This is a genomic window from Bradyrhizobium commune, assembly GCF_015624505.1.
Classification (GTDB): Bacteria; Pseudomonadota; Alphaproteobacteria; order Rhizobiales; family Xanthobacteraceae; genus Bradyrhizobium; species Bradyrhizobium commune.
The window spans coordinates 3,685,557-3,709,278 of the sequence record NZ_CP061379.1 but is presented as its reverse complement, the minus strand read 5'-3'; the positions used below and the strand labels follow the sequence as shown (position 1 = coordinate 3,709,278).

25 protein-coding genes are annotated in these 23,722 nt (G+C 64.5%); 10 read left to right on the top strand and 15 right to left on the bottom strand.

Translation table 11 applies throughout. The features are described from left to right. Positions 1 to 250: 250 nt before the first annotated feature. The 4 genes from IC761_RS17455 to IC761_RS17440 all read right to left on the bottom strand — a co-directional run bounded on the left by IC761_RS17455 (position 251) and on the right by IC761_RS17440 (position 4,224). Positions 251 to 538: a HigA family addiction module antitoxin gene (locus IC761_RS17455; RefSeq protein WP_195804408.1), complete on the bottom strand. Its 288-nt coding sequence runs from the start codon at positions 536 to 538 to the stop codon at positions 251 to 253. Between the two features lie 332 nt (positions 539 to 870). Continuing rightward, a complete protein-coding gene (locus IC761_RS17450) occupies positions 871 to 1,638 on the bottom strand; it encodes an AAA family ATPase (RefSeq protein ID WP_195804407.1) in 768 nt (255 codons plus the stop codon). Between the two features lie 108 nt (positions 1,639 to 1,746). Beyond that, a complete protein-coding gene (locus tag IC761_RS17445; RefSeq protein ID WP_195804406.1) occupies positions 1,747 to 2,607 on the bottom strand; it encodes a PCC domain-containing protein in 861 nt (286 codons plus the stop codon). Positions 2,608 to 2,616: 9 nt separating this feature from the next. Continuing rightward, a complete protein-coding gene (locus IC761_RS17440; protein ID WP_195804405.1) occupies positions 2,617 to 4,224 on the bottom strand; it encodes an acyl-CoA synthetase in 1,608 nt (535 codons plus the stop codon). A 179-nt stretch (positions 4,225 to 4,403) separates the two neighbouring features. On the opposite strand from IC761_RS17440, the gene IC761_RS17435 reads away from it, so the two are divergent. After that, a complete protein-coding gene (locus IC761_RS17435) occupies positions 4,404 to 4,718 on the top strand; it encodes a hypothetical protein (protein ID WP_195804404.1) in 315 nt (104 codons plus the stop codon). Between the two features lie 13 nt (positions 4,719 to 4,731). Here IC761_RS17435 and IC761_RS17430 read toward each other — a convergent pair whose 3' ends face one another. After that, positions 4,732 to 5,667 (bottom strand): tetratricopeptide repeat protein, encoded by a 936-nt coding sequence (locus tag IC761_RS17430; RefSeq protein WP_195804403.1) that lies wholly within the window; start codon positions 5,665 to 5,667, stop codon positions 4,732 to 4,734. Positions 5,668 to 5,770: 103 nt separating this feature from the next. On the opposite strand from IC761_RS17430, the gene IC761_RS17425 reads away from it, so the two are divergent. Beyond that, a complete protein-coding gene (locus tag IC761_RS17425; RefSeq protein WP_195804402.1) occupies positions 5,771 to 6,052 on the top strand; it encodes a GNAT family N-acetyltransferase in 282 nt (93 codons plus the stop codon). 93 nt (positions 6,053 to 6,145) lie between these two features. On the opposite strand, the gene IC761_RS17420 is transcribed toward IC761_RS17425, so the two are convergent. Next, the gene (locus IC761_RS17420; protein WP_195804401.1) at positions 6,146 to 6,556 is read right to left on the bottom strand and encodes a DUF3597 domain-containing protein; all 411 of its coding nucleotides are present in this window, start codon (positions 6,554 to 6,556) and stop codon (positions 6,146 to 6,148) included. A gap of 335 nt (positions 6,557 to 6,891) precedes the next feature. Between IC761_RS17420 and IC761_RS17415 the strand changes: the two genes are divergently transcribed. Further along, a complete protein-coding gene (locus IC761_RS17415) occupies positions 6,892 to 7,800 on the top strand; it encodes a DUF2189 domain-containing protein (protein WP_195804400.1) in 909 nt (302 codons plus the stop codon). Positions 7,801 to 7,932: 132 nt separating this feature from the next. Next, positions 7,933 to 8,757 (top strand): lytic murein transglycosylase, encoded by an 825-nt coding sequence (locus tag IC761_RS17410; protein WP_195804399.1) that lies wholly within the window; start codon positions 7,933 to 7,935, stop codon positions 8,755 to 8,757. A 73-nt stretch (positions 8,758 to 8,830) separates the two neighbouring features. Here IC761_RS17410 and IC761_RS35880 read toward each other — a convergent pair whose 3' ends face one another. Then, positions 8,831 to 9,238, bottom strand: coding sequence for a hypothetical protein (locus IC761_RS35880; protein ID WP_246791541.1), 408 nt, complete (start codon positions 9,236 to 9,238; stop codon positions 8,831 to 8,833). A gap of 569 nt (positions 9,239 to 9,807) precedes the next feature. Between IC761_RS35880 and IC761_RS17400 the strand changes: the two genes are divergently transcribed. The 5 genes from IC761_RS17400 to IC761_RS17380 all read left to right on the top strand — a co-directional run bounded on the left by IC761_RS17400 (position 9,808) and on the right by IC761_RS17380 (position 14,523). Then, positions 9,808 to 9,960, top strand: coding sequence for a DUF1127 domain-containing protein (locus IC761_RS17400; RefSeq protein ID WP_007590701.1), 153 nt, complete (start codon positions 9,808 to 9,810; stop codon positions 9,958 to 9,960). A 125-nt stretch (positions 9,961 to 10,085) separates the two neighbouring features. Further along, complete coding sequence (gene trmFO / locus IC761_RS17395) at positions 10,086 to 11,513, top strand: methylenetetrahydrofolate--tRNA-(uracil(54)-C(5))-methyltransferase (FADH(2)-oxidizing) TrmFO (RefSeq protein WP_195804398.1); 1,428 nt, start codon at positions 10,086 to 10,088, stop codon at positions 11,511 to 11,513. Positions 11,514 to 11,521: 8 nt separating this feature from the next. Beyond that, positions 11,522 to 12,616, top strand: coding sequence for an AMP-binding enzyme (locus tag IC761_RS17390; protein WP_195804397.1), 1,095 nt, complete (start codon positions 11,522 to 11,524; stop codon positions 12,614 to 12,616). A 90-nt stretch (positions 12,617 to 12,706) separates the two neighbouring features. Continuing rightward, positions 12,707 to 13,264, top strand: coding sequence for a CAP domain-containing protein (locus tag IC761_RS17385; RefSeq protein ID WP_195804685.1), 558 nt, complete (start codon positions 12,707 to 12,709; stop codon positions 13,262 to 13,264). 80 nt (positions 13,265 to 13,344) lie between these two features. Next, positions 13,345 to 14,523, top strand: coding sequence for an aminotransferase class V-fold PLP-dependent enzyme (locus IC761_RS17380; protein WP_195804396.1), 1,179 nt, complete (start codon positions 13,345 to 13,347; stop codon positions 14,521 to 14,523). Positions 14,524 to 14,529: 6 nt separating this feature from the next. On the opposite strand, the gene IC761_RS17375 is transcribed toward IC761_RS17380, so the two are convergent. From IC761_RS17375 to yajC, 6 genes are read right to left on the bottom strand one after another with little or no spacing between them, the layout of a single operon-like run. Next, the gene (locus IC761_RS17375) at positions 14,530 to 15,774 is read right to left on the bottom strand and encodes a threonine ammonia-lyase (protein WP_195804395.1); all 1,245 of its coding nucleotides are present in this window, start codon (positions 15,772 to 15,774) and stop codon (positions 14,530 to 14,532) included. A gap of 45 nt (positions 15,775 to 15,819) precedes the next feature. Beyond that, positions 15,820 to 16,683 carry a phytoene/squalene synthase family protein gene (locus IC761_RS17370; protein WP_195804394.1) on the bottom strand — a complete coding sequence of 288 codons (864 nt, stop codon included), beginning with the start codon at positions 16,681 to 16,683 and terminating at the stop codon, positions 15,820 to 15,822. Further along, entirely contained in the window at positions 16,680 to 17,063 is a 384-nt protein-coding gene (locus tag IC761_RS17365; RefSeq protein ID WP_195804393.1) for an Mth938-like domain-containing protein, read from the bottom strand. The genes IC761_RS17370 and IC761_RS17365 overlap by 4 nt, the downstream gene beginning before the upstream one ends. 60 nt (positions 17,064 to 17,123) lie before the next feature. Beyond that, on the bottom strand, positions 17,124 to 18,149 hold the full coding sequence (secF, locus tag IC761_RS17360) for a protein translocase subunit SecF (RefSeq protein WP_195804392.1): 1,026 nt from the start codon (positions 18,147 to 18,149) through the stop codon (positions 17,124 to 17,126). A 16-nt stretch (positions 18,150 to 18,165) separates the two neighbouring features. After that, the gene (secD, locus tag IC761_RS17355; RefSeq protein ID WP_195804391.1) at positions 18,166 to 19,770 is read right to left on the bottom strand and encodes a protein translocase subunit SecD; all 1,605 of its coding nucleotides are present in this window, start codon (positions 19,768 to 19,770) and stop codon (positions 18,166 to 18,168) included. 47 nt (positions 19,771 to 19,817) lie between these two features. Beyond that, on the bottom strand, positions 19,818 to 20,186 hold the full coding sequence (yajC, locus tag IC761_RS17350; RefSeq protein WP_195804390.1) for a preprotein translocase subunit YajC: 369 nt from the start codon (positions 20,184 to 20,186) through the stop codon (positions 19,818 to 19,820). A 180-nt stretch (positions 20,187 to 20,366) separates the two neighbouring features. On the opposite strand from yajC, the gene IC761_RS17345 reads away from it, so the two are divergent. Next, positions 20,367 to 21,359, top strand: coding sequence for an ATP-binding protein (locus IC761_RS17345; protein ID WP_195804389.1), 993 nt, complete (start codon positions 20,367 to 20,369; stop codon positions 21,357 to 21,359). 56 nt (positions 21,360 to 21,415) lie between these two features. Here IC761_RS17345 and IC761_RS17340 read toward each other — a convergent pair whose 3' ends face one another. Both IC761_RS17340 and IC761_RS17335 read right to left on the bottom strand, forming a co-directional pair. Beyond that, positions 21,416 to 22,810, bottom strand: a complete 1,395-nt coding sequence (locus tag IC761_RS17340) for a LysM peptidoglycan-binding domain-containing M23 family metallopeptidase (protein WP_195804388.1) — start codon at positions 22,808 to 22,810, stop codon at positions 21,416 to 21,418. 109 nt (positions 22,811 to 22,919) lie between these two features. Continuing rightward, positions 22,920 to 23,570 (bottom strand): protein-L-isoaspartate(D-aspartate) O-methyltransferase, encoded by a 651-nt coding sequence (locus tag IC761_RS17335; protein WP_195804387.1) that lies wholly within the window; start codon positions 23,568 to 23,570, stop codon positions 22,920 to 22,922. Positions 23,571 to 23,722: the final 152 nt, after the last annotated feature.

Below are 23,722 nucleotides of genomic sequence, written 5' to 3'. Positions count from 1 at the left end.
AGCCGTAAAACCACTGCGCAGGGAAGGCCGGATGTTTGGCTTCACCTGTATGCCGCTGTGCATCACTTCCAGCGCATCTTGCGCACAGCGGACCGCGGGTGCCAGCCGGCACCCGGCCTTCCCTGCGCCCTCGGCACTCTTGGGGGCGGTGATTGCAGCAAAGCTCGGGCACGACGTGCCGCGAGGGCGCCGGGGTGCGTCCTCTTGCCACTCGGATGAAGAACGATGAAGCTTTTGGCCAAAGCCCGCATCATGCCGCGTCGGCGGGCCGCACCCGTCGAGCGATTTCCGCGCCCTTCTCCCGCTCGACAACGCCAATGTCGTATTGCCCCTGAAAGTCCAGCCAGAATTGCGGGCTATTTCCGAAATAGCGACCAAGCCGCACCGCGGTGTCCGCCGAGATACCTCGGCGTCCATTCAGAATATCGGTGATCCGACCCGAGGGAACGCCGATGTCGAGCGAGAGCCTGTTCGCACTAAGCCCACGCGCAACCAATTCTCGCTTGAGCAATCGCCCTGGATGAACGAGCGGAGCCATTGATGTCAGCCCTTGTGATAGTCGACGATTTCTACCCCGTAGGCATCGCCCTTGTTGAACTCGAACAGATGCGCCAACGCTCGTTGACCGTCATTGCCCTTTGCGATCGCCTTTCAACTTGTGCAATCCAACGCTCTTCAGCGGACTCAGGTCTCCGAGCGATTTCGCGACATTCGGCGCGACCAACAACGCAGCCGCCACCTCGAAATCGAGCCCACGAAACTGGCTCGGACGCTCGCCATCCCAGACCTTGCGGCTCGCCGAATTCCGCCAGGACCTGATCATGGCAAAAATATACTACGGAAACCGGTGAACGACAATGGATGGCAGATTCATTCCTCCAGCGTCGCCTCCACGAACCCGCGTGGATCGGCGCAGAAATCCCGCATCAACCGGTAATGATCCGTCTGCTCCACCGTCGTCGGCTCGAGGCCGTACTTCCCAAGCCGCAGCAGCTGCGCATTGGGATAGGCCATCAGCAGAGGCGCATGGGTCGCCATGATCACCTGGCAAATACGGGACTCGTCCATGCGCCGCAGCAGCTTCAGGAATTCGACCTGGCGCGCGGGCGACAGCGCCGATTCAGGCTCGTCGAAAATGAAGATACCCTGGCGCTGGCAGCGCTCTTCGAAGAAGCGCAGGAAGCCCTCGCCATGGGAATGCGACAGGAAATCAGGGCCAACCTGGCCGGCATCACGTGCCGCTTTATCCAGATATCGCGCCACCGAGAAAAAGCTCTCGGCACGAAAAAACCAGCCGTTGGTGATCTTCGGCAGCCAACTTGCGCGCAACGCCTTGGAAAGCTGACCGCCCATCTTCTCCCGCGCTTCGGAGTGATCGACGGGCATGTAGCCCTTCCCGCCCCCCGCATCATCGTAGCCAGCCAGCACTGCAATGCCCTCGAGGATCGTCGACTTCCCCGTGCCATTCTCTCCTACGATGATCGTGATGGCGGCATCGAAGTTGAGCTCGAATTCATCAGGAAAGATGGGCAAGCAAAACGGATAGCCCTCCCGATCGTGAACCTGCGACGGATCAAGCCAGACCCGTCTCAGATAAGGGGCCGGCAGGTTGATCGTGCGATTGCCTCTCCGGCCCATAGCAGTCTCCGCGCCCAGCTTGTCCCAACAGGTATGGGATGGAACATAACGGGAACAATGTTGATGCACAAGTGGCATGGACGAGCGGGTGCATGCCCCGGTCATGCTCTAGTCAAGCACTTCGAGCACCAGCTCCATCGTCATCAGCACCGGATTGTCGCCGCGGATCAGGCGCCCCTCGGCGATGCCGCCGGTGTAGTCGATCAGGGCGACGTCGAGCGCGGCTTCCAAGGCGCCCGACCGGCCCGGCGCGACCGCACCGGCCGTCACCGCCAGTTCGGTCGCAAACGGCCCGGTCACGCCGCCATGGGTGAAGCGCGCGCCGACGGTCGAGCCGACGCCGCCATGGATTTTCGCGCGCGCAATGCCGCGCGCGCGGCAAAAGGCTTCGAGGCAGCCGGCGAAATCCTGGTTGGGACGCAGCCGCAGCGCGAAGGCGCGGCTGGTTGTGCGCGCGCCGCTCGCCACCGACGCGACCGGGCCGAACAGCTTGAAGTTGGTTTCGGGATCAGGCTCGGCCAAGAACGCCGCGCCATCGAGACCAAAGGCCTCGACCTTGAAAGGCTCGGCGATAATCGTCTCGTCCGGCAGCATGTGCCCTCCGCTCGGCTTGCCATCCGCCTCGATCCAAAGCCCATGGCAATGAAAGAACGGCGCGCCATCGCGCTGGCCGAGCGTCATGCTGCCGAGCCTGGTGCGCGTCATGCCCGCGGGCCGATAGGTGTCGCTGTAGAACGCCGCATTCTCGCCGGTCTTCGACAGCGCCGGCATCACGTAACCGAGTGGCCCGAGTGTGCCGCTGCCAAAGTTCAGCACGCCGCCGGCAAAACCCTCGGCTTCAAAGCCGCGGCGCGCGGCCTCCAGCAGCGGCAGACCTGCCTGAAGCGTGAAGGTGAAGGCGCGTCCCCTCGCCTCCACCCATTGAATGCGCTCGGCGATGGCTGCGCCCGGCTGCTTGATGCTCCGCATCGCGTCCGCTCAACCCGCCTTCGTCTTGTCGAGATCGAGCAACCCGCGTGCCTCGAGCTCGTCACGCACCATGCGCTTCGGGATCTTGCCGTAGCCCGATTTCGGCAGCGCCTCCCAGAAGAAGAACCGTTTTGGCATCTTGTAGCGCGGCACTTTTGGCGACAGGAATGCCGCCATCTCGGCTTCACTCACAGCCTTCGCACCATCGCGCGCGACACAGACGGCAACGCCGACCTCGCCCCAGGTCGCATCCGGCACGCCGAGAACAGCGACCTCGCCGACCGCGGGATGCGTCAAGATCTTCTCCTCGATCTCGCGCGGATAGATGTTGGAGCCGCCGGAGATGTACATGTCGGAGGCGCGCCCGGTGATATAGACAAAGCCCTCCTCGTCCATATGTCCGAGATCGCCGGTGCGGAACCAGCCGTTGCGAAACGCCTTCGCATTGGCCTCCGGGTTGTCGTAATAGCCGGCGAGCACGGCAGGTCCAATCACGCAGATTTCGCCGCTCTGGTTCGCCCCAAGCTCGCGGCCCTCGTCATCCTGGATCGAGACCTGCATGCCGGTGCGCTCGAAGCCGCAGCTGCCGATCTTGGCGTGCGGGCCGTCCTCGGGATCGTGCAGCGCCGCCGGCAGCACCGTGATGTTGCCGGTGACTTCGCCCAGGCCAAAATATTGCACGATGACCTTGCCGAGCTTCCTCAGCGCAGCCTTCTGGTCCTCGCGATACATCGGCGCGCCGGCATAGATGACGTGACGCAGCGAGGAGTGGTCGTATTTATCCGCGGCGGGGTGCTCGACCATCATCTTCAAGATCGTCGGCACCGTGAAGAGATTGGCAACCCGATGCGCCTCGATCAGGCGGAACGCCTCGTCGATGTCGAATTTCTCGGTCGGCAGCAGCACGGTGCAGACGCCGCGCGCAGTCTGCATCAGCTGATGCACGCCGGCGCCGTGCGACAGCGGCGCCACCACCAGCGAGGCGTCCGTTTCCGTCACGCCTGGCGTGAGATCGGCGAGATGGTTGGTGACGACAAAGCCCATCTGGCCGTGAGTCAGCACCGCGGCCTTGGAGCGGCCGGTGGTGCCGGAGGTGAAGAAGAACCAGCAGGGATCGTCGTGCTCGACCGCGACGTTCTCGACCACGGCGCCAGCATGCGCCGAGATGGCGTCGGCGACCGAGCGCTCTCCGAACGCGGCCTTGCCGTCGATGCTCCAGGTGAACTCCAGCAGACCGCCGCTCACAGCCGCCGCGTGCTCTGGAAAATCGACGTGGCACAAAAACGCCTTCGCGCCCGAGGCCTGCGCGAGATAAGCGACCTCGTCCGGCATCAGGCGGAAATTGGTGGGCACCCAGACCGCGCCGAGCCGGAACGCTGCGAACATCGAGACAAACATCTCGTTGCCATTCTTGGAATGGACGAGGACGCGGTCGCCCTGGGCGATGCCGCGCGCCGCGAGCGACGCAGCCAGCGCCGAGACCTGCGCGTCGATCTCGCGCCAGGTCCAGGATTTGTCGCCCCAGACGAAACCGGGCCGCGCACTATGCCGCCGCGCATTCTGGGTCAGCATGTAAGCGAGATTCATGACGCGGCGGGACATGCGGAGCGGCTGCATGGGGGTTCCTCTTCGACGGCGGACAGCGTGCAAATGCCCGGCTCTTTGCAGCCCATTTATCGCCATCGCTTGCGGCGTAGCAAGACCGCGGGCCGCACAGCTGGCCCTGCGATCGTTCAGGGAATTTTAAACATGATCAGCGCAACCTCCGTCAGTCTCCGCGTCCAGAGTGCTGCATCATGGTCAAAGCGCCCGCCCTCCTGCTGTTGTCGCTGGCGCTTGCCGGCTGCGCCATGGCCCCGCAAACACATCTGGCCGCGGATTCCGCCTTCAAGCCCGCACGCTATGCCTGGGATGGCGCCGGCGAAGACCCCAACCTGCCGCGTTCCGTCTCCGAGCCGTCGCGCGCAGCGCGAGTTGCGGCCCGAACGGCGCCGGACGGCGTCGACACCGATCAGGACGCCAGGGTCAACCGCTCGCTGGTCATCTGCCAGGGCTGCCTCCGCCCAAAACCTCAGCCGGAAGATTCGCGGCTCGCCAAGGCAGCCGATTGAACATGACGAGTGGCTAAAGCGCGCCCAGCCGCTTCAGCTGTTCCTGCGCCGTCTGCAAGCCGGGCTTCAATTCCAGCGCCTTCCTGAAATCGGCGATCGCGCCCTGCTTGTCGCCGAGCCGCAGCTTGGCTTGGCCGCGATTGTTCCAGGAGAACACGTCGGCGGGATCGTATTGCAGCGCCTTGTCATAATCGGACAGGCCGCCCTTGTTGTCGCCCTGGTAGAGCCGGATCATGCCGCGATTGCGCCAGCCGCGCGCATCGGTCGGCGCGACGCGGATCGCCTCGCCATAATCGGCGGCGGCGCGGTCGAGCTGCTCGCTGTCGCGATAGACGTTGCCGCGGTCGATAAAGGCGAGCAGATCGGGCGCGAGCTTGATCCTCGTCGTGTAGTCGGCGAGCGCGTGAGCCATGTCGTGTTTGCGATAGTAGACCAGGCCGCGATTGGCATAGGCCGTCGCGTAGTTGGGATCTCGCTTGATCGCCGCGTCGAAATCGGCGAAGGCGCCGTCGATGTCACCCTTGTTGAAGCGGGACTCGCCGCGATTGCTGTAGGCCATCGCCATCGACGGATCGAGCTTGATGGCCTGATCGTAATCGGCGATGGCGCGATCATAGTCGCGCTTGAAGCTGTAGACGCGGCCGCGATTGTTGAAGGCGCAGGCATAGGTGGGATCGAGCCGGACCGCCTCGTCGAGATCGGACAGCGCCGCATCGAGCTCGCGCTTCTCGGTGAGGCCATGCCCGCGGTTGCAATAGACGCCGGCGAGCCTGCGGCCGGTCTCACTCTTCGTATCAATGACGGTCGAACACGCCTTGACCCGATCGTCCGGCGTGCTGGCGAGGCCTACACAGGCGTCCCAAGCCGGCCCGCCTTCGGCCGAAGCCGGGACCGGCGCAGTCGAGATCAGCGCGGCGAGCAACGCCATCAAGCCAAGTGGGACACGCATTTTCCGGAGATCTCCCCTGCGGCAACCTCCCTTGGTCGCGACTTGGCAAGCGCGGGTTCAGGCGCCTACATGAGAGGCAGTCATCACTTCGGAAGGATTTCGTATGGCGGCACAGGTACGCGACAACAAGGACAGAAGCCGCTTCGAGCTCGATGTCGGCAGCGAGCTCGCCTTCGCCAACTACCGGCTGACGCCGTCGGCGGTGATCATCACCCACACCGAGACGCCGCGTGCGCTGCGCGGCCGCGGTGTCGCCTCCGAGCTGATCAAGGGCGCGCTGGATCTGATCCGCCGCGACGGCCGGAAGGTGATCGCGGGCTGTGGCTTCGTCGCCGATTATCTCGACAAGCATCCCGAGGATGCGGATCTCGTCGCCTCAGCATGATCCGGAAAAGTGCGAAGCGGTTTTCCGAAAAGATCATGCTCAAACAACGAGGGCCCGCGCGATGGCGGGCCCTTGCGACGACCGAGAGATCGGTCAGTGCTTGATTTCCGGCGGCAGCTTGCCGCCATTGGCGGCGAGCTTGGACATCACCTGCTTGTGCAGCCAGACGTTCATGCTGGCCGAGTCGTTCATGTCGCCGGTGTAGCCGAGCTCCTTGGCGAGGTCCTTGCGTGCGGCAAGACTCGAATCGACGTCGAGCGCCTTCATGAGGTCGACGATCGAGGTGCGCCATTCCAGCTTCTCGCCCTTCGCGGCGGCCGCCTTGTCGACGATCGCGGCAACGTCGACGGTTGCCGTCGGCGCGGCAGCAGGCGCAGACGACGGCGCCGATGCGCCCGGCGCGGCGCCAGCGGGCGCACTGCCTCCAACTGGGCTGCCGGCGGGTGCGGCGGAAGCCGGATGGCTGCCGAAGATCGCGCCCATGATTTTCCCGAAAATGCTCATGTCTGCTCCCCGAAAAGGTTCCGTTGGAAGGGCCTTGAGTGGCACTTATAGACCAAGTTTTGACGTCGCACCCGTGATGTTCTGCGAACCAAACGCAGCATCAGCTTATCTGCGGCGAAATGACGACCGAATGACATCGACGAAGTTGCACTGCGACATCGAATTTCACCCAAGCGTGAGGGACAGCGCCCGCAATTGAGAGTACGCTTCACGTGTCAGTTCGCGATTGCGTTCCGGAATTCGCGTCTGGTCGGAATCGCGATCATCCAAGAAGAGCGGCCGCTTGCGCCGTTGCCGGCGCCGGTTTCGGCCGCATGGCAAGGGAGCTACCGACCATGGCCACACTCTACCCGGGCAATGTCCCCACGATGGGCCAGACCGCAGATGCGGCTGGACCAGTGATCCGAACCATCCAGTTGTCCGACCTGCGCGACGCGCTCAAGCGCGGCTGGGAGGATTTCAAGGCGGTTCCAAGCCACGCCATCATCCTCTGTGTCCTCTATCCGGTGCTGGGCCTCGTGCTCGCCCGCACGGCGATGGGCTATTCGGTGCTCCCGCTGCTGTTTCCGCTGGCCGCTGGCTTTGCCCTGATCGGCCCGTTCGCAGCGCTCGGGCTTTATGAGCTCTCGAGCCGACGCGAACGCGGCGAAGAGGCCAGCGCCTGGGATGCCATGGACGTGCTGCGCTCGCCCTCCTTCGGCGCGATGCTCGGCCTCGGCACATTGCTGCTCGCTCTGTTCGTGACCTGGGTCGCGACCGCGCAGGCGATTTATATCGCCGCATTCGGCTATGAGGGCGTCAGCGGAATCTCGGATTTCGTGACGCGCGTGCTCACGACCTCGCAAGGCTGGTGGCTGATCGTGATCGGCTGCGGCGCGGGCTTCCTGTTCGCGCTCGCCGCGCTCTGCATCAGCGCAGTGTCATTCCCCTTGATGCTCGATCGCCATGCCGGCGCCTTCGAGGCGATGGTGACCTCGCTCCGGGTCGTGGCCAAGAACCCGGTGCCGATGGCGGCCTGGGGCGTGATCGTGGCGGTGCTGCTGGCGATCGGAACGATTCCGGCGTTCCTTGGTCTTGCCATCGTCATACCCGTGCTCGGCCATGCCACCTGGCACCTCTATCGCAAGGTGATCGTGTCCGATCCCGGCGCGCGGCCGGTACCCCCTCCGCCGCAGCGCCCGCGCAAGCCGGCCGCCGATTTTCCTGCCAATCTATTCCCGTGGCGGAATAGGACGGACGCTTGACGATTCTGTTACATCCTGATCCTGCCCGCATCGCGGGCAGGATCAGACGCTGTCACACGCCTTGCTTTGGCCGCGGTTACAATCGACATTGCCGCCGCCGGCCATGCCATGTCACGGAATCAATTTAGCCTGATGACCCCGACGATTTCTCGTCTCGCTCTCGCAGCCTTCGCCATCACTGCGTCAATCCTGTCCATCGAGCCCACGCTCGCTGCGGTTGCCTGCGGTTCGGGCAATTTCGATGCCTGGCTCGCCGATTTCAAGACCGAAGCTGCGGCCAAGGGCATCTCGCAACAGGCGATCGCCTCAGGGCTTGCCGGCGTGACGCTCGATCAGAGCGTGCTCAACCGCGACCACTCGCAAAAGGTCTTCAGCCAGACGTTTGAGGAGTTTTCCGGCCGCATGGTGCCGCCCCGCATGACGCGCGGCTCCAACATGATGAAGCAGTACGGTTCGGTGCTGTCGCGCATCGAGCAGACCTATGGCGTGCAGGGCGAGGTCCTCGTCGCGATCTGGGGGCTCGAGACTGATTTCGGCGTCAACACGGGCAAGTTCGCAACCATCCGCTCGCTCGCAACGCTTGCCTATGACTGCCGGCGCGCCGAACAGTTTCGCGGCGAGCTGATGGATGCGCTCCGCATCGTCCAGCGCGGCGATCTTGCGCCGGCCGACATGAAGGGCGCCTGGGCCGGCGAGATCGGCCAGACCCAGTTCATGCCGTCGTCCTGGATGAAATATGCAGTCGATTTCGACGGCAACGGCAAGCGCGATCTCCTGCACAACGCGCCCGACGTGCTCGCCTCCACGGCCAATTACCTGGCGGGCTATGGCTGGCAGAAGGGTAAGGATTGGGAGCCGGGCAGTCCGAACTTCGCGGTGCTCCAGCAGTGGAACAAGAGCGAGGTCTACGCCAAGACGGTCGCCTATTTCGCCACCCAGCTGGCCCGCGCGCCTTAAGCCACACCCTCAAAAGCGTTAGGGCCGATCGCCCGGCGACCGGCCCTCTCTTGGATCGCGTTTACCTACCCGCTTACTTGCCCATGGTGGCGTGCATCGCCTTGTTCAGGTGCATGCCGCACGCACCCATTTTGCCGTTGAGGAGCGAGTCCTGCGCGGCCGTGATCTCCTTCTCGGCGACCCACTTGCCGTCGCCGTCGGCCATGTTCTCGATCGCGGTCTCCGTCTTCTCCAGATTGGACCCGCTGCAACCGCCCATGGCATGCTTGGCGGCCTGGGCCGGCGCGACGGCGAGAGCGACGGCAGCAATTGCGATAACCCCGAGTAACTTCGTCATGATGTTACTTTCCTTCTCTTGTTCTTGGACAGATCCGACGACATTGCCGGAATCTGCAAAACGACTTTGCTGCCAACGCGGCAACTTGCCGCAATAAATTCCCCGCGAGAATTGCGTGATGTTGCGCGCCGCGCAGAGCGGCATGCGAAATTTCTGATTTTCATTACAACTCTGTAATTAAGGCTTTGCACGCTGGGCGTGTGTGCAGCGCGTCATTCGGGGGACTGCCGCCGAGCCGGGACTGAACGGGGAATACCGGGCTCGAGCGCGAGCCATCTCATCTATTTAGCGTCCCCGATCCGGCAATCCCAGCGCCGCACGGAGACTCGGATCCAGACCGTCGGCACCAATATGTGAATTTAATTTCACTTCTATGAAACTCAGGTCATGCGAATCGCGCATGAGAGACTTGGGCCCACACGCTGGCAAAGCGCCTTGAAGGCGGCGGGAACAAAACCTACCTTACCAGCCGCCGGAACCGCATATCGTATACTAAGGCCGTGATTTCACGGGACTTTACCGCGATTTTTGCGGCATTCCGCCTATCTGTTGGGCGTGACTGCCGAGAGGTTAATCGTCTCTTACCGATGCCATGCATTCCCGGCTTAGCTGCATCGCAACATCGGAACTTCCGCACTGCAACACTCCCATCTATATTCATTTCAACGATGGCGCCCAGGTCAAGGGCTGAATCGAACTACAGGAGACTACCAATGCTGCTCTCGCTCATCCGTATGATCCAGGCGTTCCGGGACTATCAGCGCAATGTTGCCGAGCTGTCCCAGCTCAGCGATCGCGAACTGGCCGATATCGGCCTCGATCGCTCGGACATCCCGCGCGTTGCTGCCGGTCAGTATCAGGGCTGATATCGTTCAGCCCTTCACCGGACCAACCGATAGCGCCCGCCTTGTGCGGGCGTTGTCGTTTCGGTGGCAGAAAACTCGATCTCGGCGATTCCACTAGCCGCAGAAAAGCGCTACCTGTCCGCCCCATGACAGGATCCCAGTTCAATACCGTGCACGTCGTCGGCGCAGGCCTCGCCGGCTCCGAAGCCGCCTGGCAGGTGGCGAAGTCTGGCGTGCCCGTGGTGCTGCATGAGATGCGGCCGGACCGCATGACCGAGGCACACCGCACCGACGGGCTCGCCGAGCTCGTTTGCTCCAACTCGTTCCGCTCGGACGACGCCGCCAACAACGCCGTCGGCCTGCTCCATGCCGAGATGCGCCGCCTCGGCTCGCTGATCATGCGCGCGGCCGACGCCAATCAGGTGCCAGCCGGCGGTGCGCTGGCGGTTGATCGCGACGGCTTCTCGGCCGCCGTCACCAAAGCGCTCAACGACCATCCCCGGATCGAGATCGCCCGCGGCGAGGTTGCAGGCCTGCCGCCGGCCGACTGGAGCAACGTGATCGTTGCGACCGGTCCCCTCACCTCGGCCCCGCTTGCCGACGCCATCCGCGAGCTGACCGACGAGAACGCGCTCGCCTTTTTCGATGCGATCGCGCCGATCGTGCATCGTGAGTCCATCGACATGTCGGTGGCATGGTTCCAGTCGCGCTACGACAAGGTCGGCCCCGGCGGCAATGGCGCCGACTACATCAACTGCCCGATGACCAGGGAGCAGTATGACGGCTTCGTCGCCGCCCTGATTGCCGGCGAGAAGACCGAGTTCAAGGAGTGGGAGACCAACACGCCCTATTTCGACGGCTGCCTGCCGATCGAGGTGATGGCAGAGCGCGGTCCCGAGACGCTGCGTCACGGCCCGATGAAGCCGGTCGGCCTCACCAACCTGCATGATCCCGCGACGAAGGCCTACGCGATCGTGCAGCTGCGCCAGGACAACAAGCTCGGCACGCTCTACAACATCGTCGGCTTCCAGACGAAGCTGAAATATGGCGAGCAGCAGCGCATCTTCCGCGCCATTCCGGGGCTGGAGAAGGCAGAATTTGCCCGCCTCGGCGGCCTGCATCGCAACACTTTTCTGAACTCGCCAAAGCTGCTCGACGCCCAGCTGCGCCTGCGCGCACAGCCACGGCTGCGCTTTGCCGGCCAGATGACGGGCTGCGAGGGCTATGTGGAATCCGCCAGCGTCGGCCTGATTGCCGGCCTCTATGCGGCCGCAGATGCGCGTGGCGAGACACTGGCGAGCCCGCCGGGCACGACGGCGCTCGGATCGCTGCTCGGCCACATCACCGGTGGCCATATCGAGACCATCGAGCCGGGCACGCGCTCGTTCCAGCCGATGAATATCAATTTCGGTCTGTTCCCGCCGCTCGCGACTGTACCGACCAAGAAGCCCGACGGCACGCGCCTGCGCGGCAACGAGAAGACGGTGGCCAAGAAGCAGGCGATGAGTGTGCGCGCGCTCGCCGATCTCGATCGCTGGATCGCCGATCACCTGCGTATTGCCGCCGCCGCGTGAGTTTGTCGATGAGCCTCCCCAAGGACGACGCCGCAAAACTTTCGGCGCGCTGGATCGAAGGCGTGCTGCTCAAGCGCGACGTGTTCTCGACCGTCGAGCGCGGCCGCTTCCGCGCTGACAGCGGCGAGGTCGATGCCGTGCTGCGCCGGCTCGACGAGGTGCCGTGGTGGTCGTTCCTGCTGGCGCGCCATCTGTTCGCGCGCGAAAAGCACGCGCTTGCCCTTGCAGAGGGGCTGAACGTCGGCCCCGAACTGCTCTGGGCCGGACGCCGCGCCCTGGTGCGTGGTTTCGTCGACGGCGTCGCGCTGCACCTCGCCAAGCCCCATGGTGATCTCGCCTATTTCCGTTCGGCCAAGGCGGCACTGCGCCGTCTGCGCCGCGCCGGGATCTGCCACAACGACCTCGCCAAGGAGCAGAACTGGCTGGTCGGCCGCGACGGCTGCGCTTACGTGACCGACTTCCAGCTTGCCGCGTGCTTCAAGCGGCGCGGCCGGCTCTATCGCGTCCTCGCCTATGAAGATCTCCGGCATCTGCTCAAGCACAAGCGCACCTACGCCCCCGACGCATTGACGCTGCGAGAGCGCAAAATCCTCGCGAAGAAATCATTCGCAGCGAGCCTGTGGTTGGCAACCGGCAAGAAGGTCTATCGCGCAATCACGCGCGGCCTGTTCAATTTCACCGACCGCGAGGGCGGCGGCCGGCGGCTCGTCAACGACGCTCCTGTCATCGCCGACCTGATCCGCAAGAACCCGGCCGTGCGCGATACCGCTATCGTCGCCTTTGCCGACCGTCGCTCTGGCGTCGGGCTCTATGCCTTCGTGGAGGCCGATCAGGCCGCGCTCGAAGGCGAGCTCCGCAACGAGCTCGCAGCCGCCAAGGGCCCAAAGCCGCCGGAACACATCCAGGTCGTGCATGCGCTGCCGCGTGATACCAGCGGCAAGCCGCGCACCGAGATCCTGCAACTGGTCGCCATGAACCAGCTCGACCTGATCGAGCCGATGATGAAGAACGACCAGGATCGCGCCTTCCTCAAGGACATCCTGGAGCAGCGCAAGAACCTGCGCGACCGCTTCAATTTCGAGGCGGACCTGCCGACGAACTAACCGGGACGGTGCCTTGATGCGTCCATATTGGCGATAGAGAAGCGATCGGATAGTTCGGGCTGGCGCGGTCATGGGGACTCGGGGACAATGATGCATCGTGTGGTTGGTGGCCTGATCGCCGGCCTTCTGCTGCTGGCAGCCCCCCTTGCAATGGCAGCTGAATCCCCGGCCGAGCAGATCTCCGGCTTCCGGCTCAAGCATGGCGAGGGGCGCGTCGTTCGCGATGCCACCCTCGACCGCATTGCCATGGCCCAGGCCCGCGCGATGGCGGAGAAGGACGACCTCAGCCATGACGCGCTCGGGCCGTTCAACAAGCGCGTCGCGCCGGCCGGCGCAGGACGCGCCGCCGAGAACATCGCCTACGGCTACGACAATTTCGAGAAGACGCTCGGCCAGTGGATCGACTCCTCCGGGCACCGCAAGAACCTATTGCTGCACGATGCCTCCCGCGTCGGGATCGCCAGCGCCAAGAATGCCAGCGGCAAGCGCACCTATTGGGCCATGGTCATCGCCGGCGACTATGAGCCGAAACGGGGCAAGGGCAAGAAGGACACCGAGCCGCTCGTTGCCGTGAAGCGCGAAACTGCGCCGGCAAGCAAGCCCAAATCCAGCAACTGCCACATCAAGCTGCTCGGCCTCTGCATCTAAGCCTGACCGGACCGCCATCTTGCTCGCGCTGTTCGGCGCGTCTAATTCATGTCGAAGGATCGCGGCAAGTGGAGGCGGAGTTGATCGACATCGACCGAATACGGGCCGACACACCGGCGACATCCCGGCTCGCATATCTCCACAATGCGGGTGCGGCGCTCATGCCCGTACCTGTCGTCGAGGCGATCAAGCGGCACATCGATCTGGAAAGCGAGATTGGCGGCTATGCCGCCGCCGACCGCGAGTGCGATCGGCTCGAGGCCGTCTACGGCTCGGTTGCCCGCCTGCTCAATGCCGCGCCCGACGAAATCGCGCTGATGGAGAATGCGACCATTGCCTGGCAGATGGCGTTCTATGCACTGCCGTTTCGCGCGGGCGATCGCATCCTGACTGCGGAAGCGGAATACGCCGCCAACTATGTCGCCTTTCTTCAGGTCGCCAAGCGAACCGGCGCGATCATTGACGTCGTGCCGAGCGATGCCAGCGGCGAGCTCGATGTCGACGTGCTCGAACGCATGATCGATGAACGGGTGAAGCTGATCGCGATCACCTGGGTCCCGACCAATGGCGGGCTCGTCAATCCGGCAGCCGCCGTCGGCAAGATCGCGCGAGCGCGCGGCATCCCCTATCTCCTCGACGCCTGCCAGGCGGTTGGCCAGATGTCAGTCGATGTGGAGGCGATCGGTTGTGACATGTTGTCGGCGACCGGCCGCAAGTTTTTGCGCGGCCCGCGGGGGACGGGCTTCCTGTACGTGCGCCGGGCGCTCCTGCGACAGCTCGAGCCGCTCATGATCGATCACTTCGCGGCGCCCTGGGTCTCGCGCGATGCTTACCAGCTCCGCGACGACGCGCGCCGCTTCGAGACCTGGGAGAACAACTACGCAGCCCGGCTCGGACTTGGCGCGGCCGTCGATTATGCTCTCGACATCGGGCTCGATCCGATCGAGCAGCGCTGCCGCCTGCTCGCCGGCCGTCTCCGCAGTGGCCTCGCCTCCATTCGCGGCGTCACCATTCGCGACCTCGGCCGCGCGCCGGGCGCCATCGTCAGCTTCACGATGGAGGGGTATGAGGCGGAAAGGATCGTCGGCAGCGCTGCCGCGGCCGGCATCACGATCGGCGCATCCGATCCGTCGAGTACCCGCATCGACGCGGAAGTCCGCGCGCTCCCGGTGGTTGTACGGGCGTCGCCGCACTACTACAATACGGAAGCCGAGATCGATCGGTTGCTCACCCTCTTGGCGGGCTTGGCGCATCGATAGCGCCGCTCACGTGCAGCGCGCGCTCAGTCCCGATGCACCGAGCCTGGCCATGACTTCGTCGAGATGCGCGCTGTCGCGGGTCTCGATGACCAGTTGCAGCAGCGTCGCTTTCGCCGGCAGATCGGAGAAGGTTCGCTGATGCGAGACCTCGATGATGTTAGCGCCAGCCTCGGCCAGCAGCGCCGCGACTGCGGCCAACTGGCCCGGCCGGTCAGGAATGTCGAGCGACAATTGGGTCAGACGCCCTTCGCGCGCAAGCTCGCGCGTCAGAACGGAGGCGATCAGCCTGGTGTCGATGTTACCGCCGCTCAGCACCAGCCCGACCTTTTCGCCAGCAAAGCGGGAGGGATCGGACAGGATCGCGGCGAGGCCTGCGGCGCCGGCGCCCTCGACGACCGTCTTCTCGATCGAGATCAGGGTCGCGACCGCGCGCTCGAGCTCGGCCTCGTTGACGAGCGCGATGTCGTCGACGAGCCGGCGGACGATGTCGCTGGTGATCTTGCCCGGCGATTTCACCGCAATGCCTTCAGCCAGCGTGTCGCCGCGCGCGGGCAGATTGCCGCCATGGACGGCGTTGTACATCGAGGGATAGAGCCAGGCCTCGACGCCCAGGATCCGCAAGGACGGCTTCAGCGATTTCGCGGCAATCGCGATACCGCTGATCAGGCCGCCGCCGCCGATCGGGACGACCAGCGTATCGAGCTCCGGCACCGCCTTGAGCATCTCCAGCCCGACCGTGCCCTGCCCCGCGATGACCAGCGGATCGTCATAAGGATGGACGAAGATCATGCCACGCGCCTCGCCGTGGCTGCGCGCAAACGCGGCGGCCTCCTCCAGCGTCGCGCCGGTGACGACCACCTCGGCGCCGTGGTGCCTGGTGTTCTCGACCTTCACCATCGGCGTGCCCACGGGCATCACGATGGTGGCGGGAACGCCGAGCCGCTTGGCATGATAGGCGACGCCCTGCGCGTGGTTTCCCGCCGACATTGCGACTACGCCGCGCGCGCGTTCCTCCGGCGTCAGCGCCGTCAGGCGATTGAGCGCGCCGCGCTCCTTGAACGAGGAAGTGAACTGGAGGTTCTCGAATTTGAGCCAGAGGTCACAGCCGTAGATGTTGCTCAGCGTCCGGCTGTAGCCACAAGGCGTCTCGACGACCGCGCCCCGGATCGTCTCGGCGGCTGCGTGAATGTCGGCCGGTGCGACCGGAAAGCCGCTCAGATCGGGGGATATCGTTTGGGACAAGTCGGCCATAGGACAGCATAGAGCATTTGACGGGTCCACGCGATAAGCCAACCGCTATTTGGTAAATTCCCGCGATCGCGACGCCCGCCACAGCGTCCACAGCGTGCGCAGGCGCGACAGCGGCTGCGGCGCAAACGGATTGCGTCCCGCCTGCGAGAGGCGCTTGAGGTCGGCCCGCACCTGCCCGAGCGGCAGGAACGCCGGCCGAACCGCTGCCGGTACCTCCACCAACAACGATGAGGCAGTCGCCAGATGCTGACGGGCCTCGCCCCCGAGCTGGTCCAGCACGGCGTGCAGGCTTGGCGTCTCCCTGCCGGCGAACACGTCCTCCATATTGCAATTATGGCTCGCCAGCACCTGCTGCGGCAGGAACAGCTGCCGATGCGCGGCGTCGCGCGGCAGGTTGGCGATCACCTGCACGATGCCCTGCGCAAGCCCGGCGTGGCGTGCGAGATGCTCGATTGAATCGGACGGGGACGCCATGATCTGCGCGGCCAGCGCAAGCAACGCCGAACAGGTTGCGGCCAGATAGCCTTCCAGCGCCGCCATCGTCGGCATCGGATCGTTGTAGAGATCGAACTGGTGCTCGTCGATGAGCAGCGACAACGGCTCGACCGGCAGGGCGAAATCGCGGATCGCGCGCAACAGCTCGGCTGCCACAGGGTTGCCCTCGACGCTGCCATGGGCGTGGCCCGAGAGCATGTCGGTCCACCATTGCAGCCGGATTTCGCCGGGCAAGGGCTGGCTCACCTGGTCGCGAACACGGACGATCTCGACATTGAAGGCGTAAAGCGCAAGCAGCGCGCGGCGTTCGACGGCTGGCGCGAACAGCGTCGCGACATAGCGCGGAAAGTCATGGCTGCGCACGAGATCGGCGCAGAAGGCTGCACTATCGACCGGCGGCGCAGCGCTGTTCATGGGACGGCGATCAACGCGGCCGCGACGCGCCGCCGTTCGCCGATCATGATGTTGTAGGTGCGCACGGCGGGACCGGTCTGCATCGTGTCCAGCACCACCCTCATTGCCTTCAGCGCCTGGCGCAGTTCGGGCGGCGGCAGCCACATTCCGGTTCCGGTTCCGATCAGCAGCGTGTCGATGCCGTTGGCGGCCGCAAACACCCGGTCGAGCGAATAGCGGTCGATCATGGCGGGGTCGGTCACATCCCAGGCCCAGATCGCGTCGGGCAGGCACAGCAGCGAGCCCCGATGCGACATGCCGGCAAAGGCAAAGCCGCCCTTGCCATAGGCGTCGATCGGCGCCGAGCGCGGAAAATGAGGAGCGTTGGGATCGCCGGCCATGAGTCTCGTCCGAATGAGGCTACCGCCCTCGCAAACTCATGCGAGGGCATGCGGTTCGGATCATGCCTTGTTTTTCTTCGCCGACGTAGCCGCCTCCACCGCATCTTCGCGATGCTCGCCGACGCCGAGATAGATCAGGATTGGCGCCGCAATGAAGATCGAGGTGTAGGTGCCGACCAGCACCACGCCGAACATCATCACGGCCGTGAAGCTGTGGATGGCATGGCCACCGAACAAGAGCAGAGCCAGCAGCGCCAAGGTCACGGTGAAGTGGGTGATGATCGAGCGTGACAGCGTCGAGTTGATGGACTCGTTGAGCAGCTGCGGCATCGGCATCTTCTTGTAGCGCCGCAGCATTTCACGGATGCGGTCGTAGATGACGACGGTGTCGTTGAGCGAATAGCCGAGAATGGTCAGCAACGCCGCAATACTGGTCAGGTCGAAATCGACCTGGCTGATCGACATGAAGCCGATCGTGAGCACGATGTCGTGCACGTTGGCGATCATGGCGCCGAGCGCGAACTGCCATTCGAACCGGAACCAGAGATAGATCAGGATCGCGCCGATCGCGAGCATCAGGCCGGCCATGCCCCAACCCAGCAGCTCGCCGGAGACACGCGGGCCCACCACTTCGACGCGGCGATACTCCACGGACTCGCCGAGGGCGCCGCGTACCTTGTCCACGGCTGCCTGCTGCGCCTTGTCGCCGCCCGGCTGCTCGGCAACGCGAAGCAGCACATCGGCGGGGCCGCCGAATTGCTGCAGCTGGACTTCGCCGAGACCGAGGCTGCCAAGGGTCGTGCGCATCTGCGCAAGATCGGCGGAGCCCGACTTGGCCCGCACCTCCATCAAGGTGCCGCCCTTGAAGTCGATGCCGAAGTTTAGGCCATGTGTGAAGAACAGTGTGATGGCGACGATCGACAGCGCGGCCGAGATTGGGAAGCTGATGCGACGGAAACGCGTGAAGTCGAAATGCGTGTTGTCCGGGACGATGCGCAGCGACGGCAGGAGGCCGAGCACGCTGACCACGGTCAGCACGGCAATCAGGACGCCGAGAGAAATGAGAACGAGTTGAGTAGTGGTCACAGCCGGCCTCGAATGATCAAATCGGCACAGTCTTCGGCCGCTTCCACTGTACCCACCATGCCACGATCAGGCGGGTCATGGTGAAGGCGGTGAACACAGTGGTGATGATGCCGATGCCGAGCGTTACAGCGAAGCCGCGCACCGGTCCGGTGCCGATCATGAACAGCACGGCAGCGGCAATGAAGGTGGTGATGTTGGAATCGAGAATGGTCGCAAGCGCCCGCTTGAAGCCTGCGTCGATCGCCGAAATCGGGCTTCTCCCGCCGCGCAACTCCTCGCGGATGCGCTCATAGATCAGCACGTTGGAGTCGACCGCGATGCCGACGGTGAGCACGATGCCGGCGATGCCGGGCAGCGTCAGCGTGGCGCTGAGCAGCGATAACAGGCCGAAGATCATCGCGACGTTGATGGTCACCGCGATGTTGGCGAACACGCCGAACAGCCGGTACGTCAACAGCATGAAGACGACGACCATGATCGAGCCGACATAGGCCGCAAGCTCGCCCTTCTCGATCGAGTCCTGGCCGAGGCCCGGGCCGACCGTGCGCTCCTCGACCACAGTGAGCGGTGCAGGCAGCGCGCCGGCGCGCAGCAGGATCGCAAGATCGTTGGCCGACTGCACGGTGAAACTGCCGGAGATCTGGCCCTGACCGCCAGTGATCGGCTCGCGAATGACCGGCGCCGAGATCACCTTGCCATCGAGGATGATCGCGAAGGGCACGCCGACATTCTCTTGCGTGGCCTGTGCGAACTTACGGGCGCCAGAGGTATTGAACGTGAAGCTGACCACCGGCTCGTTGGTACGCTGGTCAAAGGTCGCTTGGGCATTGGTCAGGTCGCCGCCCGCAACCAGCACCTGCTTCTTGACCACGTAGTTTGACGGCGGCGGCGTGGCGGCCGGCAGAAGCTCGGAGTCCGGCGGCAAACCGCCCTGCTGCGCTTGGTCCGGCGGCACCGAGGGATCGACCATGCGGAATTCCATCTTCGCGGTCTTGCCCAGCAGTTCCTTCAAATGGGTGGGATCCTGTAAACCGGGTACCTGCACCAGGATGCGGTCGTTGCCCTGACGCTGGATGATAGGCTCGACGGTGCCGAGCTCGTTGACGCGCTTCTCGACGATCTGGATCGACTGCTCGATGGTCTTGCGCAGGCGATCAAGTGTCGCGGCCTCCGGGATGGTCAGGCGGACAAGCCCGCCCCCAGCGTCGGTTACATCAAGATCGCGCTGGCCGCTGGAGCCCATCAGACCGCCCACTGGCTGCGAGAGCTCCCGCAGCTTGGACAGGGCGGTCTGCAGGTCGGATTCCTTGGTAATGCGGGTCTCGACGGCATCGTTTCGCACAACAACGCCGCCAGTAAATCCGATCCGAGCATCGCGCAGCACCTTCTGTGCGTCGCTGCGGACTTGTTCAAGCCTCTGCTTCTTCACATAGTTGGAATCGACCTCGAGCTGCAGAGAGGAGCCGCCCTGAAGGTCGAGGCCGAGCACGAGCCGGCGCTGCGCCCAGGCCGGCCAGGTCTTGACCTGGGCCTCGGGGAAAAAGTTCGGGACCGCGCAGAGGCACACGATCAGCGCCGTCAGGATAATCCCGAGCGCCCTCCACCGCGTGAAATACAACATCGACTGGACCTGTCAGATCAGGAGACTTGAAAGACTCGCGGAAGCGCTCACTTCGACGCGGCGTCGTCCTTGGCGCTATCCTTCGCGCTGTCCTTGGCGGGCTCGCCCTTGGCACGTACGCCGGAGACCATCGAGCGCATCTGCCGCACGCGCACGCCATCAGCGATCTCGAATTCGATCTGGTCGTCGTCAACGACCTTGGTGACCTTGCCGACCAGGCCGCCCGACGTGACCACCGTATCGCCGCGACGGATGTTCTTCACGAGATCGGCGTGGTCGCGGACCTTCTTCTGCTGCGGCCGCAGAATCAAAAAGTACATGATCACGAAGATCAGGGCGAACGGCAGCAGCGACATCAACATGCTGTTGGTGTCGCCGGCGCCCGCGGCCTGGGCATACGCAGGGGTAATCAGCATTCGGAACGATCCTCGAGAGAACGGGGGAAGCCGGTCAGGCCGCTGGAGCGACCGGTTCGGTCAAATTCGCGCGGACTATAGCGGCCACCGCCCCAATTGCAACGCTGCCAGACCGTCGATTTGGCCACCTTGCGGCGCGCCCTCAGGCCCGATAAGGCTGCATTCTCAGGAACTTCGGACATGCCCAAAAAACCAAGCAAAAGCTCAGGCCTCAAAGGCCCCCGTACCCCTGCCAGGAAGCCCGCGGGCATCGCGGCAAATCGCCCCAAGGGCGCTTCCAGGGCGGCCCCCAAGGCAACCTCAGACCTCTCCCAGGAGCGCATCGTCCGCGCGCTGGAGACCATCGCGGCGCACCTTGCCGCGCAGGGGAAGCCGACCGCCGAACACGAGTCGTTCGAGCGCGCGGACGCCTATGTCTGGCACCCCGACGGCCGCCTTTCGGCGGTGCCGCGGGTCAGCCGCGTCGAGCTGTTCCTGCTCAAGGGCGTCGACCGGATGCGCGACATCCTGATGGAGAACACCGAGCGCTTCGCCAACGGCCTTCCCGCCAACAACGCGCTGCTCTGGGGCGCGCGTGGCATGGGCAAGTCGTCGCTGGTGAAGGCGGCGCATGCCAGCATCAACGCGGACCGCAAATCCGCCGACAGGCTGAAGCTGATCGAGATCCATCGCGAGGACATCGAAAGCCTGCCGGCGTTGATGGAGCGCTTACGCGCGTCCTCCTTCCGCTTCATCGTGTTCTGCGACGACCTCTCCTTCGACGGCAATGACGCCTCGTACAAATCGCTTAAGGCCGTGCTCGAAGGCGGCATCGAGGGCCGGCCCGAGAACGTCATCCTCTACGCCACCTCCAACCGCCGTCATCTGCTCGCGCGCGAGATGATCGAGAACGAGCGCTCGACCGCGATCAATCCCGGCGAGGCGGTCGAGGAAAAAGTCTCTCTGTCGGATCGCTTCGGCCTCTGGCTCGGCTTCCACCGTTGCAGCCAGGACGAATATCTCGCGATGGTGCGCGGCTATTGCAGTCATTTCGGCGTCAGGATCGACGACGAAGCGCTGGAGCGCGAGGCGCTGGAATGGTCGACGACGCGCGGCTCACGCTCGGGCCGCGTCGCCTGGCAGTTCGTGCAGGAACTCGCAGGACGACTGGGTGTGAAGCTGACGGCCAAATAGTTCGTCGCCCGGTCAAGCCGGGCGACGACACCGTCACTGCGGATATCGTGTAGGCCTCACGCCCCGTTCAGGAATTGAAGCGGGTCAACCGGGCTCGATCCTTTGCGGATCTCGAAGTGGAGCTGCGGCGACGCCACCTCCCCGGATTGACCCGACTTGGCAATGACCTGGCCGCGCTTGATGGGATCGCCGCGCTTCACCAAAAGCTCACTCGCATGGGCATATGCGGTGACGTAGCCATTGGAGTGCCGAACCAGAACCAGATTGCCATAGCCCTTCAGCTCGTTGCCGGAATAGGCAACGACACCGTCTTCTGCCGCCTTGACCGGCGTACCCTCGGGCACCGCGACGTTGATGCCGTCATTGGACTTGCCGTTGGTCTTGGCGCCATAGCTCGTGATCACCTTGCCGCGCACCGGCCAGCGGAAGGTCGGCAGCGCGCCGGTGGCATCCGCAGCCTTGGCTGGAGTTTCGGCGGGCTTCTCTTCAACATTGCCGGTCGCCTGGGCCAGGCGAGCGCTCTGCGTCGGCGTCCCGACAGCAGCCATCTTGGTCGCGGGCGCTGGAGCGGCTGCAACGGGTTGCAGTGTGGAGGCGACGGGGGCGGCCATGGCAGGCGCCGGAGCAACCGGCGCGGCGAGCGCAGCGGTCTTGGCACCGGGCACGGTCAGCTTGGTGCCGAGCTTGAGCTTTGCCGACTGCTCGAGGCCGTTGGCATGGGCAAGTTCAGCTCTAGAGATGTGGTTCTTGCGGGCGATGCTGGCGAGCGTGTCGCCGCGATTGACGAAGTGGACGCGGGGCGGCGCCGCAACGGCCGCAACCGGCTTCGGCGCCATCGCGGGAGCCGCGGCAACGGGAGTCATGACCGGCGCGGGAGCAGCCGCACTTGTCCCCGGATGCGGGATAACCAGCTGCTGGCCCGGCGAGAGCGCGCGCGGCCCCTTGTAGCCGTTGGCGGCCAGGATCGCCTGCGGCGTGACGTGATAGCGCCTGGCGAGCACGTCGAGCGTGTCGCTGGTGCCGACGATGATCTTCGTTCCGCCGGCCGGCTGGGTGGCTGCGACCGAGCGCGGCGGCACGGTGCCGGTGGTCTCGAGATGCGGCTGGACCGGCGGCGCATAGGAGCCGAGGCCACGTCCGCCTCCGGAGACACCACCGCCCGCGGCCACGGGATAGGATTGCGGCGCGGAAACCGCCGGCGGCGGCAAGGGCTGGGACTGATAAGAGCCGGGCTGCGTTTGGGGCCGCGCATATTGCGGCAGCTCTCGCTGCGGCGGCGGGGCTTGCTGCACCGAACCGGTCTGCTCAGAGGAGAAGGGATTGGAGAAATTCGACTGGGAGAGCCGCGACGACATGTCGGCGCTGCACCCCGCAAAGCTGAACGAAATCAGCGCCAGCACCGCGACCTGCGGCACGCGGCGCGAGTAAAGCAACTCGGCGACAACAGACATGGTTACTCACTCGTACGCAACAGAACTGGTCTTTTAAGTAAACACGCGCCGAGTAAATAACGGCTTAACCCTCCCAATAAGGTGTTGGCCGAACAGCCGATCCGGAATTCTACAGCTCCCGCGCCACGCCCGGCAGCGCCGGCACGAAACGGACCTCGACGAGTTCCTTGCGCTCGATCCCGGCCTCGCTGCGGCTGAGGCGGGTCAGCGACTGCACGCCCTGATGCGGGCCGACCGGCGCGATCAGGATGCCGCCGAGCTCCAGCCGCTCGATCAGGTTCTCGGGGATTTGCTCCATCGCGGCAGTCACGATGATGCGGTCGAACGGGCCGATATTGGGTGGCAAATTGAGGCCGTCGCCCAGCATCACCTCGACATTGTGACAGTCGAGCTTCTCGAGCCGGGCGCGCGCGGCATCGGCAAGCCTGCGGTAGCGCTCGACCGTCAGCACCTGGCCCGAGAGCCGCGACAGCACCGCGGCCTGATAGCCGGAGCCGGCGCCGATTTCGAGCACACGGTGATGTTTCTGGAGCTGGAGCTGCTCGGTCATGTAGGCAACGACGAAGGGTTGGCTGATGGTCTGCCCGCAGGCGATCGGCAGCGCACTGTCACGATAGGCACCATCGCGGTCGGCGGCCTCGACAAACAGCTCGCGCGGCACCTCCTCCATGGTCCGCAGCACGGCCTGATCGCTGATGCCCCTGCGCCTCAGCGTGAGCTGAAACATCATCTTTTCCGGCGGGTGCTGATTGGGGGCCATTGCTGTCTGCGTTCGTCTCGGAGGGGTCGGATCGATGCTCTGCGTCGCAACGGCCGAGGCGAGAATCTTGTTCCTGCTCTGGAACCTATGATAGCCTTCCAACGTAGCACTTGACCACAATCGGCTTGCACAGATTAGGCTATTTGCAGTTT

What these genes read in the sequence shown, in the direction of transcription:
- IC761_RS17455 (WP_195804408.1), bottom strand. Translation starts at nt 538, where the DNA reads ATGGCTCCGCTCGTTCATCCAGGGCGATTGCTCAAGCGAGAATTGGTT.
- IC761_RS17450 (WP_195804407.1), bottom strand. Translation starts at nt 1,638, where the DNA reads ATGGGCCGGAGAGGCAATCGCACGATCAACCTGCCGGCCCCTTATCTG.
- IC761_RS17445 (WP_195804406.1), bottom strand. Translation starts at nt 2,607, where the DNA reads ATGCGGAGCATCAAGCAGCCGGGCGCAGCCATCGCCGAGCGCATTCAA.
- IC761_RS17440 (WP_195804405.1), bottom strand. Translation starts at nt 4,224, where the DNA reads ATGCAGCCGCTCCGCATGTCCCGCCGCGTCATGAATCTCGCTTACATG.
- IC761_RS17435 (WP_195804404.1), top strand. Translation starts at nt 4,404, where the DNA reads ATGGTCAAAGCGCCCGCCCTCCTGCTGTTGTCGCTGGCGCTTGCCGGC.
- IC761_RS17430 (WP_195804403.1), bottom strand. Translation starts at nt 5,667, where the DNA reads ATGCGTGTCCCACTTGGCTTGATGGCGTTGCTCGCCGCGCTGATCTCG.
- IC761_RS17425 (WP_195804402.1), top strand. Translation starts at nt 5,771, where the DNA reads ATGGCGGCACAGGTACGCGACAACAAGGACAGAAGCCGCTTCGAGCTC.
- IC761_RS17420 (WP_195804401.1), bottom strand. Translation starts at nt 6,556, where the DNA reads ATGAGCATTTTCGGGAAAATCATGGGCGCGATCTTCGGCAGCCATCCG.
- IC761_RS17415 (WP_195804400.1), top strand. Translation starts at nt 6,892, where the DNA reads ATGGCCACACTCTACCCGGGCAATGTCCCCACGATGGGCCAGACCGCA.
- IC761_RS17410 (WP_195804399.1), top strand. Translation starts at nt 7,933, where the DNA reads ATGACCCCGACGATTTCTCGTCTCGCTCTCGCAGCCTTCGCCATCACT.
- IC761_RS35880 (WP_246791541.1), bottom strand. Translation starts at nt 9,238, where the DNA reads ATGCCGCTCTGCGCGGCGCGCAACATCACGCAATTCTCGCGGGGAATT.
- IC761_RS17400 (WP_007590701.1), top strand. Translation starts at nt 9,808, where the DNA reads ATGCTGCTCTCGCTCATCCGTATGATCCAGGCGTTCCGGGACTATCAG.
- trmFO (WP_195804398.1), top strand. Translation starts at nt 10,086, where the DNA reads ATGACAGGATCCCAGTTCAATACCGTGCACGTCGTCGGCGCAGGCCTC.
- IC761_RS17390 (WP_195804397.1), top strand. Translation starts at nt 11,522, where the DNA reads ATGAGCCTCCCCAAGGACGACGCCGCAAAACTTTCGGCGCGCTGGATC.
- IC761_RS17385 (WP_195804685.1), top strand. Translation starts at nt 12,707, where the DNA reads ATGCATCGTGTGGTTGGTGGCCTGATCGCCGGCCTTCTGCTGCTGGCA.
- IC761_RS17375 (WP_195804395.1), bottom strand. Translation starts at nt 15,774, where the DNA reads ATGGCCGACTTGTCCCAAACGATATCCCCCGATCTGAGCGGCTTTCCG.
- IC761_RS17370 (WP_195804394.1), bottom strand. Translation starts at nt 16,683, where the DNA reads ATGAACAGCGCTGCGCCGCCGGTCGATAGTGCAGCCTTCTGCGCCGAT.
- IC761_RS17365 (WP_195804393.1), bottom strand. Translation starts at nt 17,063, where the DNA reads ATGGCCGGCGATCCCAACGCTCCTCATTTTCCGCGCTCGGCGCCGATC.
- secD (WP_195804391.1), bottom strand. Translation starts at nt 19,770, where the DNA reads ATGTTGTATTTCACGCGGTGGAGGGCGCTCGGGATTATCCTGACGGCG.
- yajC (WP_195804390.1), bottom strand. Translation starts at nt 20,186, where the DNA reads ATGCTGATTACCCCTGCGTATGCCCAGGCCGCGGGCGCCGGCGACACC.
- IC761_RS17345 (WP_195804389.1), top strand. Translation starts at nt 20,367, where the DNA reads ATGCCCAAAAAACCAAGCAAAAGCTCAGGCCTCAAAGGCCCCCGTACC.
- IC761_RS17340 (WP_195804388.1), bottom strand. Translation starts at nt 22,810, where the DNA reads ATGTCTGTTGTCGCCGAGTTGCTTTACTCGCGCCGCGTGCCGCAGGTC.
- IC761_RS17335 (WP_195804387.1), bottom strand. Translation starts at nt 23,570, where the DNA reads ATGGCCCCCAATCAGCACCCGCCGGAAAAGATGATGTTTCAGCTCACG.